Here is a 12753-nt window from a genome sequence, read left to right as displayed (position 1 = left end):
CTCATGCCCTGGCAGCTATGTACATAACGCCCTGCGGCTGCTGTGAATGCCCGGCCCGGCGAGATGCTTCCCAATTGACGGCTTTCATGCCGCGTGATGTGAGCGTACACTGAATTACACTAGAATATACATTCTAGTAATTTTCGAAATCCCTGTAATAATGTTCCTTCCATGGACCGCCCTGCGGTGCCGGAGGTGGCCGGGTTTTTTGCGGTATGGACGGAGGTGGCAGCTTGGGTGGGCACATTTAGTGACTCCGTTGAGGTGTCCCTGTCGACAGCCGGCGTGCCGCTGCACTTGCTGTGGCAGGGGCGCCGTTACACCCTGGCGGCAGAACCCCTGTGCTGGTACCAGCGGCGGAACTGGTGGGATGAGGAAACCCGGGCCGCCCGGGGGGATGGGATTGGGCTGGTGGACCGCCAAATCTGGCGGGTCCAGGTCCACCGCGACGGCGCACCCGCCGGTGCTGCCCTGACCACCTTCGACCTGGTGCGGTACCAGCCGGGGGAGCGGTGGCGCATCATCAAGGTCCATGATGCCGTGGTTGAGCTGGCGGAAGGGCAGGATTTCAGTGCCTGAGAACCGGCATAAATTCGTACACCTCCATGCGGCCTCCGCTTACAGCGCCCACTACGGTGTTTCCTGGCCGGTCGATCTGGTGGAGGCTGCGGCCGCGGACGGAGCAGATGCACTGGCCATCACTGACCGGGACGGGCTGTATGGGGTGGTCAAGCATGTCAAGGCCTGCATGGCCTCCGGGATCGATCCGCTGCTGGGCGTGGACCTGGCCATCGTGGAACCAGGCGGGCTGGAACAGGCCGGGCAAGGCCTTGGGGGCCCGCCGGGACCGCGGCTGGCCCCACAGCCTGGCCAACGCCAGGGACCGGGTCCGGAGCAGGACGGCCGCGGGCTGGTGGAGTGTGGCCGGGTGGCCATTTTGGCGCATGGGGGCAGGGACCTGCCCGCCGGTGCCGGCTATGCCGCCCTGTGCCGGCTGGTGTCCTCAGCCCACTCCCGGCCCAGGGGACCCGTTGGGCTCACCATGGCGCAACTGGCGGCCGGGGTGCTGGATCCGGAAACCGGTGAACCGGCCTTGACAGTCCTGCTTGGCCCCTTTTCCAATGTGGGCCTTGCCATGGCCGGACGCAGGTATCTCCTGCCGCGCACCAAGTTTCAGGCCTGGGCGGCAATCATGCCCGCCGGCAGCATGGCGGTGGAAATTGTCAGCCACTTCAGCGAACCTGGCACCGCCCTGAGCACCACCCACGCGGTGCGCATGCTGAAGCTGGCCGAGGAATTCGGCGTGCCGGCGGTGCTGGCCAATGCCGTGCGCTACTGCACCCGGGACGACGCCCCCACGGCTGATGTTCTTGACGCGGCCCGGGCCATCGCCCCCATGCGGCGTGCGCCGGACCTGCAGCCCACCGGACAGGGCTGGCTCAAGGGCGCCACGGACATGCATGCCATGGTTCGTGAAATCGGACGCCAGGGTGGCTTCGGCGCACGGGAGCTTTCCCTCCTGTGGGCCAATACGCACCAGCTGGCGGACAAGTGCCGCCTCGATCCGGTCCATGACCTCGGCTGGAAACAACCCAGCACCCCTGAACCCGGCGTGCTGGGGCTGGCGCAGCCGGCGGAGCGCGAACTCTGGCAGCGGGTTGACGCCGGGCTGGGCTGGCGCTTCCCCGGGCTGCAGGGCGGACGGCTGGCCGCTGTGCGGGACCGGCTGACCCGGGAGATGGAAACCATCAACGAACTGGGGTTTGCCTCCTACTTCCTGACAGTCGCGGAAGTCTCCGAAATGATCCGCACCATGGGGGTGCGCCGGGCTGCCCGGGGCTCCGGGGCGTCGTCGCTGGTCAACTACCTGCTGGGGATCAGCGCCGTGGACCCCATCGCCAACGGGCTCTTGTTTGAACGATTCCTCTCCCGTGACCGCTCCACCCTGCCGGACATCGACCTGGACGTCGAAAGCGCCGAACGGCATGCCGTGTACCGGCGCATCTTTGAACGCTTTGGTTCCCAGCGGGTGACCTTGATGAGCATGCAAAACGCCTACCGGGCCCGGGGTGCCGTGCGGGACGCCGGACTGGCCCTGGGGATGGAGCAGGAGGACGTTGACGGGATCGCCAAGCAGCTGTGGCGGTTCTCGGCCAGTTCCTTCCGGGAAGCCCTGGCGGAAAAACCCGAGCTGCGTGACTTTGCCGCCAGGGTCGAGCAATCCCGGCGTGAAAACTCACTGCCCGAGCATTCCCTGGATGACCGGCCCCCGAAAGGAGGCGCCCAGCTGGACATGCTCGTGGACCTGACCGAAAGGCTGGACCGCCTGCCCCGGCACATCTCCATGCACCCGTGCGGGGTGATCCTGGGGGACTCCACACTGCTGAACCGCACCCCGGTGCAGCCCAGCGGACTGGGCCTGCCCATGAGCCAGTTCGACAAACATGACATGGACGCCATGGGCATGCTCAAGCTCGATGTCCTGGGGGTGCGCATGCAAAGTGCCATGGCATACGCCGTGCGCGAGGTCATCCGCCTGCACCCCTCCAAGGCGGAAGTGGTCGCCGCCGGCAAACACCCGGTGGACAGCAATGGGCAGGGACCGGCCTATGTGGGGGAGGACGGAACCATTGACCTGGACGCCGTCCCGCTCGACGACGAACCCACCTACGAACTGATCCGCAGCACACACACCCTGGGGTGCTTCCAGATCGAGTCCCCGGGCCAGCGCGAACTGGTGGGCAAAATGGCGCCGGCCGAATTCAATGACCTGATCATCGACATCTCGCTGTTCCGCCCCGGCCCCATGAAGTCCAACATGGTGAAGCCGTTCCTGGAAAACAGGGCCGGGTTCACCCCGGCACACTACGCCCATCCGGACCTGATGCCGGCCCTGGCCGAAACCCATGGGGTGACTGTTTTCCATGAACAGGTGTTGTGGACCCTCCACATCATGACCGGCTGCACCCTTTCACAGGCCGACGAGTACCGCCGCAAACTGGGGAACCCCTCGCAGGAGCCTTCCGTGGAAGAGTTCTTTCGGAATGCCACCCGGAAACGCCGCTACAGCCCGGAGGTCATTGAGGAGGTGTGGGGCACGCTGAAGGCCTTTGGCAGTTTTGGATTTTGCAAGGCACATGGGGCTGCCTTCGCCATGCCCACCTACCAGTCGGCCTGGCTGAAGGCGCACCATCCGGCGGAATTCTTGGCGGGGCTGTGGGAACACGATCCCGGAATGTACCCGCGGCGGCTGCTGGTGGCCGAGGCAAGGCGCATGGGCATCCCCATCCTGCCACTGGACATCAATGCCAGCACCGGGCATTACCGGGCTGAACGTTTGGCAGCCGCGGAAGGGCCGGTGACGGGCATCCGGTTGAGCCTGTCGGACATTTATGGGCTTTCCGGCACCGAACTCAAGCGCATTGTGGCCGGCCAGCCCTATGACTCGCTGGCAGACCTCCGCGACCGTGCCAGGGTGTCCCGGCCCATCCTCAAGCGGCTGGCGCAGCTGGGCGCCCTGGATTCCCTGCAGCGTGAAGCCCAAAAAGGGAGCGGCAACACCGCCAACCGCGCCGACCTCATTGCCCACGTGAACAGCCTGCCTGTGGCCAGGCAGACAAGGCGCAGCGAGCCCATGGAGGGGCAGCTGCACCTGCCGCTGGGGGAGCTGGAACTGGGCACCCTTGCCGCGGAACTGCCTGCCCCCACCCTGGCGGAGACGGTGCGGACGGAGCTGGACCTGCTCTCCCTGGATGCCAGCGCCCACCTGATGGACAGCCATGCGGCGTTGCTGAAGGAGCTGGGGGTGACAAAGTCGGACCAGCTGCTGGGCTTGCGCAACAACACCGAGGTGCTGGTCGCCGGGGTGCGGGTGGCCACCCAAACCCCGCCCATGCGCGGGGGGAAGCGGGTGGTGTTCATCAGCATCGACGACGGCACCGGCTGTGTGGACGCCACCTTTTTCACGGAGGCGCAGGAAAAGTCAGGCCCGCTGCTGTTTGGCACCCGGCTGCTGCTGATCCGCGGCCTGACCCGGCGGACGGGCCCGCGCGGCATCAGCCTGCAGGCGCTGGAGGCCTGGGACCTGGCCGAGCTGCCCTCACTGCCCCTCCCGCAGCCGGTGTTGGTTGGGGCAGCAGCAAACCGATACGATCAAGGAGGCCCCCAGCACCCCCCGTATGTTGCCGGGACTTATGGCCGGACATGACGAATCAAGGAGTTACACGTGCCAGTGGATACGCAGATCACCATCAATGTCGACGGCGAGACGACGACGGTGGCCACCGGCACCACCGGCGCCGAGCTGTTCTTTGAACGCCGCGACGTCGTCGTCGCCCGGGTCAACGGGGTCCTGACGGACCTGGACAGCCCCCTCGAGGAGGGCGCCGCCGTCGAGCCCGTCACCTTGGACTCCCCGGACGGGCTGAACGTGCTTCGCCACTCCACCGCACACGTCATGGCCCAGGCCGTGCAGCAGCTGCGCCCGGATGCGAAGCTGGGCATCGGCCCGTACATCACGGACGGCTTTTACTTCGACTTTGACGTGGCCGAGCCCTTCACGCCCGAGGACCTGAAGACGCTGGAGAAGATGATGCAGAAGATCATCAACCAGAACCAGAAGTTCGCCCGCCGCGTGGTTTCCGAGGACGAGGCCCGCGAGGCCATGGCCAACGAGCCCTACAAGCTGGAGCTGCTGGGCAAAAAGTCCGACGCCGACACGGCCGGCGAGGGCGTCAATGTTGAGGTGGGTGCCGGGGACATCACCATCTATGCCAACATCGACCGCAAGAGCGGTGAGGAAGTGTGGTGCGACCTCTGCCGCGGCCCGCACCTGCCCAACACCAAGCTGATCTCCAACGCCTTCGCGCTGACCCGCAGCTCGGCAGCCTACTGGCTGGGCAACCAGAAAAACCAGCAGCTGCAGCGCATCTACGGCACGGCCTGGCCCACCAAGGACGCCCTGAAGGCATACCAGGAGCGCATTGCCGAGGCCGAGCGCCGCGACCACCGCAAGCTGGGCGTGGAACTCGACCTGTTCTCCTTCCCGGACGAGCTGGGTTCCGGCCTGCCGGTCTTCCACCCCAAGGGCGGAATCATCCGCAAGGAGATGGAGGACTACTCCCGCAAGCGCCACGTCGAGGCCGGCTACGAGTTCGTGTACACCCCGCACATCACCAAGGCCAACCTGTATGAGGTTTCCGGCCACCTGGACTGGTACCGGGACGGCATGTTCCCCCCGATGCACGTTGATGCGGAGATTGGTGAGGACGGCGAGGTCCGCAAGCCCGGCCAGGACTACTACCTCAAGCCCATGAACTGCCCCATGCACAACCTGATCTTCCGCTCCCGCGGACGCTCCTACAGGGAACTGCCGCTGCGCCTGTTCGAGTTCGGCTCGGTGTACCGCTATGAGAAGTCCGGGGTGATCCACGGCCTGACGCGCGTGCGCGGCATGACACAGGACGACGCCCACATCTACTGCACCAAGGAGCAGATGAAGGATGAGCTCACCAACACGCTGAACTTTGTGCTGTCGCTGCTCAAGGACTACGGCCTGAACGACTTTTACCTGGAACTGTCCACGAAGGACCCGGAAAAGTTTGTCGGCTCCGATGACGTGTGGGAAGAAGCCACCGCCACGCTGGCCGAGGTCGCCACGGCGTCGGGGCTGGAGCTCGTGGCCGATCCCGGCGGCGCCGCCTTCTACGGCCCGAAGATCTCCGTGCAGGCCAAGGACGCGCTGGGCCGCACCTGGCAGATGTCCACCATCCAGCTGGACTTCAACCTCCCCGAGCGCTTTGAACTGGAATACCAGGCGGCCGACGGCACGCGCCAGCGCCCCGTCATGATCCACCGGGCCCTGTTCGGCTCCGTGGAACGGTTCATGGGCGTGCTGACCGAACACTATGCGGGGGCCTTCCCGGCCTGGCTCTCACCGGTTCAGGTGGTGGCCATCCCCGTGGCCGAGGCGTTCAACGACTACATGTTCGACGTCGTTGCGCAGCTTAAGAAGGAAGGCATCCGCGCCGAGGTGGACGTCTCCAGCGACAGGTTCCCGAAGAAGATCCGCACGGCCAGCAAGGACAAGGTCCCGTTTGTGCTGATCGCCGGAGGGGACGACGCCGACGCGAAGGCAGTCTCCTTCCGCTTCCGCGACGGCAGCCAGGACAACGGCGTGCCCGTTGAAGAGGCCGTGGCCAGGATTGTCGAAGCAGTCAGGAACCGCACGGCGTGAGCGAACAGGGTGTGGCGTCCATGCAGGACGACTTTGAGCTTCCGGGAGTCCCTGATGCCTTTCAGCGGCTGTGGACGCCGCACCGGCTCGCCTATGTCAAGGGCGGGCAGGAACAGGTCACCGGTTCGCACAACTGCCCGTTCTGCGAGGCCCCGGGACGGTCGGACGCCGAATCCCTCATTGTCCACCGCGGGGAGCTGGCGTATGTGGTGCTGAACCTGTTTCCGTACAACCCGGGGCACCTGCTCGTCTGCCCCTACCGCCATGTCCCCGACTACACGGACCTGACGGTGGAGGAGACTGCCGAGTTTGCGGCCCTCTCCCAGCAGGCCATGCGCGTGCTGCGGGCCGTATCGGGCCCTTCCGGCTTCAACCTGGGCATGAACCAGGGGGTTACGGGCGGGGCTGGAATCGCAGCCCACCTGCACCAGCACATTGTTCCGCGCTGGGGCGGGGACGGAAACTTCCTGCCGATCATTGCCGGCACCAAGGCCATCACGCAGACGCTCGGCGACGTCCGCAGCCAGGTTGGGGCCGCCTGGGATACGGTTGAACAGGGAGCTTAGGACTAGAAGTTGAATAAGGTTATCCAATGCTGAACAAGTATGCCCGCGCGCTGTTCGCAGCCATCTTCACCCCGGTTGCCGCCTTGCTGGTGCGCCTGAAAGTTTCCCCCGACGCCGTCACGATCATCGGCACGCTGGGCGTGGCCGGCGGGGCACTTGTCGGCTACCCCCTGGGCCAGCTGTTCTGGGGCACCGTGGTGATCACCATTTTCGTCTTTTCCGACATTATTGACGGACTCATGGCCCGGATGACGGGCCGCACCGGCACGTGGGGGGCGTTTCTGGATTCCACCCTTGACCGCGTGGGCGACGGCGCAGTCTTTGCCGGCATCGTGATTTGGTTCTACACCGGCGGACACAACAGCTTCATCGCCGCCATGGCCCTGACCTGCCTGGTGCTCGGCTCCATCGTCTCCTACGCCAAGGCCCGTGCCGAGGGGCTGGGCATGAGCGCCAATGTCGGCATTGCCGAGCGCTCCGACCGCCTCGTGGTGGTCCTTGTGGCGACCGGGCTGGTGGGCCTGGGCATCCCCGAAGCCGTGCTCGCCGTCGTGCTTGTCCTGCTGGCCGTTGCCAGCCTGGTGACCATTTTCCAGCGGGTGGGCACGGTCCGCCGCCAGGCCCTCCACGACAGCCAACCCGCCGGGAAGTAACGCCGGTTTCAGCCCCCGGGGTTTCCGGGAATAGAATGGGCGTACCCGTGCGGCGGAACCCGATCGCCGGCAAGCCAACTATTTTCGTTCCTTCCCAGAGGGGTTTTTGTGTCTACAAGCGATGTATCAGCGGTGACTGGCAGCAGCCGGGTCAAGCGTGGAATGGCCGAGATGCTCAAGGGCGGCGTCATCATGGACGTGGTCAACGTTGAGCAGGCCAAGATTGCCGAGGATGCCGGCGCCGTTGCCGTCATGGCCTTGGAGCGTGTGCCGGCCGACATCCGCGCCCAGGGCGGCGTGTCCCGTGCCAGCGACCCGGACATGATTGACGCGATCATTGCCGCTGTGTCCATTCCCGTCATGGCCAAGGCCCGGATCGGCCACTTTGTTGAGGCCCAGGTCCTGGAGTCCCTCGGGGTGGACTACGTGGACGAGTCCGAGGTCCTGACCCCGGCCGACTACGAGCACCACATCGACAAGTGGAACTTCAAGGTTCCCTTTGTCTGCGGCGCCACCAACCTCGGCGAGGCCCTGCGCCGCATTAATGAGGGCGCGGCCATGATCCGCTCCAAGGGCGAGGCCGGCACCGGTGACGTCTCCAACGCCACGGGCCACATGCGCAAGATCCGGGCCCAGATTGCCAAGCTGGCGGCCCTGCCGGAGGACGAGCTGTACGTTGCCGCGAAGGAACTGGCAGCCCCTTATGAGCTGGTGAAGGAAGTTGCCGCGAGCGGCAAGCTGCCCGTGGTCCTGTTCACCGCCGGCGGCATCGCCACCCCGGCCGACGCCGCCATGATGATGCAGCTCGGCGCCGACGGCGTGTTTGTCGGCTCCGGCATCTTCAAGTCCGGCAACCCGGCCCAGCGCGCCGCCGCCGTGGTGAAGGCCACCACCTTCTTCGACGACGCCAAGGTCATCGCGGACGTTTCCCGCGGCCTGGGAGAGGCCATGGTCGGCATCAACGTCGCCGACATCCCCGAGCCGCACCGCCTCGCCGAGCGCGGCTGGTAACACCCAAGCCGCCGGTTGACGGGCCTGTCGGAACCCCAGGGTTTCGGCAGGCCCGACGGCGTTAACCCGCGTCCCCTAATGGGGCAGGTGGTGCCACCAGGTCTGGCCCTTGCCAACGAGCTCAAAGCCGCGCGTCCGGTACAGGCGCTGCCCTTCCGGGGTGGCGTTGAGCAGCAGGTGCTCAGCACCGGCAATGGCGGCCGTCACGGCCAGCCTGCCCAGGAGTGCCGTGCCCAGGCCTGTGCGCCGGTGGTCCAGCGCGACTTCCATGTCATAGATGCCGGCCAAGTGCTTGCCGCCTTGCTCCGGGGGCATGAAGGCATATGCGCGGCCGGCCCATTCGCCGCCCAACCGTGCAGTGGCGAGCCACGCCTGGTTCTCCGCCACGCAGGTGAGAGTGACACGTTCATCCGCAGGCCCCTCGGCAGGAATTCCCGCGTCCACGGGCGCCGTCATCCACCACGGCTGCCAGCCGCGCTCAAAGCGGTGACGGGGAAGAATGCCCTCGCGAACGGCGGCATTCAACCAGATTCCCACGGTGGCGGCCCCGCGCCGCCGGGCCTCCGCCATGGCCGGCAGCAAGCCGGATTCGGTGATCTCCGTGGGAAACAGGCACAGCATTTCCCGGGTTTCCGGCAGCCACACCCATTCCATGCGGTGGGTGGAAAATGACCTCCCGCCCGTTGCCTCCGCCAGAGCCTTGAACCAGGCATGCTGGGTCCGCTGGCAATCGGCAATCGTGACCATGGGATTCCTTCACTGCGGCAGGCGGCTACTTTTGGGTGAAGACCAGGGACATGGGCGTGGTCTCCGTGGTCTGGCCCTGCGGGTTGTCGCGGAAGATGTTTTCCAGGGTTTCCTTGCCCAGCTTGGTGTCGTGTCCCAGGGCCACCACGCCAAGGTCGTTGGCATCCATGATGGCAGTGCCGGCAAACGTCTTGGCGTACTCGGCCGGTACGCTCTCCCTGACGAGCCTGCTCAGGCGGGATGCGACGCCGTCGGGGTCAAGCGGAGCGTACTTCACCGAGTGGGTGGAGGTCCCCACCTGGTAGCCGGCAGCGCCGTCGATCGCGTTGATGTTGTGGCCCACCACCTCATAGAACACGCCGGACTTGCCCTGCAGCTTGCCGATGACGCTGCGTGCGGACGCGTACATGATGCGCGGCAGCCCCACCTCGTCGATGGCCAATTGCATGGACCAGGGGCTGGCCAGGCCGATTCCCCCGGGGTTGCGGGTGACGAACTTGGAGAAGAAGCGTGCTGCGCCGGAAACCTTGATGTCCCAGACCGGGATGGAGCGGCCCTGGGTCATGGCCACGATCTTTTCCGAGAGGAACAGGTACCACGGGGTGTCTGCGGTGGCGGTGCCGTGGTCGCCGCCGGCTTCCGGCAGCCCGTCAAAGAAGCGCTTCACATAGCTCACGACGGCGGGGTCGAAGTCGGTTTCCTTGTAGAAGACTTCGGTACGCAGCGGATAGCGCCGGAAGGTGCCGGCTGCGCCGGGCAGCACGATGTCGAGCTGCTTGTCGGCATTGGGGATGTAGTCGCTCTTGCCCACGATGCCGGCGAGGACGGGCGGCTCGTCAAAGAACTCGCGCAGCCACAGCTCGGTGTTGATCAGGCGCCAGAACACCATGGTGGAGCCGGCGCTCTTGCCGCTGAGGTACTCCTCAAAGGCGTAGATGACGTGGTCCTGGTTCCAGTACGGGCGGGAGCCGAAGGAAGAGGAAAGGAAGATCTCATAAATCTTTTCCTTCATGAGCGAGAACCACTCGGCTTCGGGTGTGGTGAAGCCGATCTTGTTGCGGCGGTTGCTGATCATCTCCGGCAGAAGTTCGCGGGTGGCATCGCGCAGGATCCGCTTGTTCCAGCCGCCCTTGATGATGGACTCGTCGTCCAGGCTGAAGAGGAACTTCACCACTTCCTTGTCCAGGAACGGCACGCGGCCCTCCAGGGAGAAGCGCATGGTGTTCTTGTCCTCGTAGCGCAGCACGGCCGGCAGTGACTTGTGGAAGAGGTCGTCGATGAGGCGCAGTTTGAGGTTGTCCGGGATGTTGGAGAATTTCTCGGCCTTGTGGGCGGCGACAAACTTTTTGTCCAGCAGCGGGGCAATGCCGGCGTCCTTCTTGAACGTCAGCATGCCCTGGATGCGGAAGCGGGCCAGGCGCAGCAGGATGTCCGCGCTGGAGGCGAGCTCCTTGGCCAGCTTGGCATTCGCACCGCTCTTCTTCAGCTGGCGCAGGTAGGCGAAGTAGTAGGGGATGTAGCCGGCCATCATTTCGTCGGCGCCCTGGCCGTCCAGCAGCACTGTCACGTGCTTGGAGGCTTCACGCATCACCTGGTACTGGGCGTACGGCCCGGAGGAGATGATGGGCTCCTCCATGGTGCGCACAAAGTCCTCCAGGTCAGCCACGAACTCGGAGGCCTGCGGGCGGATCTTGTGGCTGGTGACATTGCCTTCGCAGCGGGCCAGGACGGCGTCGGCGTACTTTTCCTCATCGTTGATGGAGTTGGGGAAAATGGCGGAGAACGTCTGCTGCTTGGCGCCGAGGGAATCAGTGGCGGCCGCGTTTTCCTGCATGAGCTTGTTGATCGTGGCCACCACGGCTGACGAGTCCAGGCCTCCGGAGAGGGCCGTTCCAACAGGGACCTCGGACTGCAGGCGCAGGCGCACGCCCTCGGTGAAGCGCTGGCGGTACTCCTCAATGACGGCCGGCGAGTACGGGGTCTCAATCTTGGCGAGCTCCGACAGTTCCTCCTTCAGCCGGGTGTAGGGGCTGACGGTGATGGTGCCGGCCGGTCCTGCTTCGGTGTCCACCGTGCTGAGCACCAGCTTTTCGCCGGGCATGAGCTTGTGGATGCCGGCAAAGAATGTCTCGGCTTCCTCGTCGTGGATCCGGAACTGCAGGTAGCGGAATAGAATCCGCTCATTGACTGCGGCATCGATCTTCCCGGCAGCCAGCAGGGGCTTGATTTCCGAGCCGAACAGCAGCGCGGGGGCTTCGGGCGTGCCGGCGGTGGCGTAGTAGAGGGGCTTGATGCCAAAGTGGTCGCGGGCCAGGACCAGCCGGTTGTTCTTCCGGTCGTGGATGGCGAAGCCAAACATGCCGTTGAACTTGTCGAACGCGGCGTCTCCCCATTCCTCGTACGCCTGCAGCACCACTTCGGTGTCCGACTTGGTGGAGAAGGAGCGCCCCAGGGCCTCGAGCTCGGCCCGCAGGTCAAGGTAGTTGTACACCTCGCCGTTGTAGACCAGCACGGTTTCGCCGTCGGCGCTGAACATGGGTTCCTGGCCGTGGGCGACGTCAATGATGGAAAGCCGGCGGTGGGCCAGCCCCACGTTGCCGTTGGCGTAGATGCCCTCGCCATCGGGGCCGCGGTGCTCAATGCACGCATTCATGGCATGCAGGAGGGTTTCGTCTTCCCCATAACCGTAGTAACCGGCGATTCCGCACATACTTGGTTTACCTCATCTTTAGTACGTCAGTCCTCGCACAATGCTACTTGCTCACGGCCTGCCAGCCGGCCAGGCGGCCCCGCGGGCTGGGCATGTGATGTTGGCGACCCGGGGCCGAACTATGATGGAAAAGTGACTCTCACCGACTTAACCCAGGCAATTTCCACCACCCGCACCCAGCCCCTGATCGGCATTTTGGCCCTCCAGGGCGATGTCCGCGAGCACGCCCGCGCCATTGAGGCCTGCGGGGCCAGGGTGGTGGGGGTCCGGCGCCCCGGCGAGCTGGCGGACCTGGACGGGCTGGTGCTTCCCGGAGGTGAATCCACCACCATCGACAAGCTCACCAGGATTTTTGGCCTGCGCGAGCCGCTGGTGGAGCGCATCCACGGAGGGCTGCCGGTGTATGGCAGCTGCGCCGGCATGATCCTGCTGGCCAACGACATTGCAGACCCGGCGCGCGACATGGACGGGAATCCGCAGCAGACACTGGGCGGCCTGGACATCACGGTGCGGCGCAACGCCTTTGGCCGGCAGGTGGACTCCTTTGAAACGGAGCTGCAATTCAGCGCCCTGGCACGCGACGGCGAAGCGGACGAACCAGTCCACGCCGTGTTCATCCGGGCACCCTGGGTGGAACGGGTGGGGGGCGCCGTGGAAGTGCTTGCCAGCGTGGAACTGCCCCCGGATGGACAAAACGCTAGGATTGAACCAGAAGTCCGTGCGGTAGCCGTTCGTTCGCAGCACTTGCTGGCCACCTCCTTCCATCCGGAAGTGACGGGTGAGCGCCGCATCCACGAACTTTTTATTCGAATGATTAGAGGAGAAGCGTAA

At 65.2% G+C, this 12753-nt stretch carries 9 protein-coding genes; 7 read left to right on the top strand and 2 right to left on the bottom strand.

Annotation, left to right across the window (positions count from 1 at the left end; all coding sequences use genetic code 11):
* Nucleotides 1-171: 171 nt before the first annotated feature.
* From LPN03_RS00380 to pdxS, 6 genes are all read left to right on the top strand, one after another.
* Complete coding sequence (locus LPN03_RS00380; protein ID WP_240901639.1) at nt 172-579, top strand: DUF6504 family protein; 408 nt, start codon at nt 172-174, stop codon at nt 577-579.
* Complete coding sequence (locus tag LPN03_RS00375; protein WP_262452381.1) at nt 572-4207, top strand: DNA polymerase III subunit alpha; 3636 nt, start codon at nt 572-574, stop codon at nt 4205-4207. Before LPN03_RS00380 ends, LPN03_RS00375 begins: the two co-directional genes overlap by 8 nt.
* Before the next feature lie 18 nt (nt 4208-4225).
* Nucleotides 4226-6235, top strand: a complete 2010-nt coding sequence (gene thrS / locus LPN03_RS00370) for a threonine--tRNA ligase (RefSeq protein WP_165180574.1) — start codon at nt 4226-4228, stop codon at nt 6233-6235.
* 20 nt (nt 6236-6255) lie between these two features.
* Nucleotides 6256-6801, top strand: a complete 546-nt coding sequence (locus LPN03_RS00365) for an HIT family protein (protein WP_262452434.1) — start codon at nt 6256-6258, stop codon at nt 6799-6801.
* A 26-nt stretch (nt 6802-6827) separates the two neighbouring features.
* Nucleotides 6828-7454: a phosphatidylinositol phosphate synthase gene (gene pgsA, locus LPN03_RS00360; protein ID WP_262452378.1), complete on the top strand. Its 627-nt coding sequence runs from the start codon at nt 6828-6830 to the stop codon at nt 7452-7454.
* Nucleotides 7455-7562: 108 nt separating this feature from the next.
* Nucleotides 7563-8465, top strand: a complete 903-nt coding sequence (gene pdxS / locus LPN03_RS00355) for a pyridoxal 5'-phosphate synthase lyase subunit PdxS (RefSeq protein ID WP_165180576.1) — start codon at nt 7563-7565, stop codon at nt 8463-8465.
* Between the two features lie 75 nt (nt 8466-8540).
* Here pdxS and LPN03_RS00350 read toward each other — a convergent pair whose 3' ends face one another.
* Entirely contained in the window at nt 8541-9212 is a 672-nt protein-coding gene (locus LPN03_RS00350; protein WP_262452376.1) for a GNAT family N-acetyltransferase, read from the bottom strand.
* Nucleotides 9213-9237: 25 nt separating this feature from the next.
* Complete coding sequence (asnB, locus tag LPN03_RS00345) at nt 9238-11922, bottom strand: asparagine synthase (glutamine-hydrolyzing) (protein ID WP_165180578.1); 2685 nt, start codon at nt 11920-11922, stop codon at nt 9238-9240.
* 159 nt (nt 11923-12081) lie between these two features.
* On the opposite strand from asnB, the gene pdxT reads away from it, so the two are divergent.
* Nucleotides 12082-12753, top strand: coding sequence for a pyridoxal 5'-phosphate synthase glutaminase subunit PdxT (gene pdxT, locus LPN03_RS00340; protein ID WP_262452432.1), 672 nt, complete (start codon nt 12082-12084; stop codon nt 12751-12753).

This window comes from Arthrobacter sp. A2-55, from assembly GCF_025548615.1.
In the GTDB taxonomy this organism is placed as follows: Bacteria; Actinomycetota; Actinomycetes; order Actinomycetales; family Micrococcaceae; genus Specibacter; species Specibacter silviterrae.
Note: the sequence above shows the minus strand (reverse complement) of the source record. Positions and strands in the feature narration are given on the sequence as shown.

Coding starts and splice junctions, on each gene's coding strand:
- LPN03_RS00350 (WP_262452376.1), bottom strand. CDS start 9,212: ATGGTCACGATTGCCGATTGCCAGCGGACCCAGCATGCCTGGTTCAAG.
- asnB (WP_165180578.1), bottom strand. CDS start 11,922: ATGTGCGGAATCGCCGGTTACTACGGTTATGGGGAAGACGAAACCCTC.
- LPN03_RS00365 (WP_262452434.1), top strand. CDS start 6,256: ATGCAGGACGACTTTGAGCTTCCGGGAGTCCCTGATGCCTTTCAGCGG.
- pgsA (WP_262452378.1), top strand. CDS start 6,828: ATGCTGAACAAGTATGCCCGCGCGCTGTTCGCAGCCATCTTCACCCCG.
- LPN03_RS00380 (WP_240901639.1), top strand. CDS start 172: ATGGACCGCCCTGCGGTGCCGGAGGTGGCCGGGTTTTTTGCGGTATGG.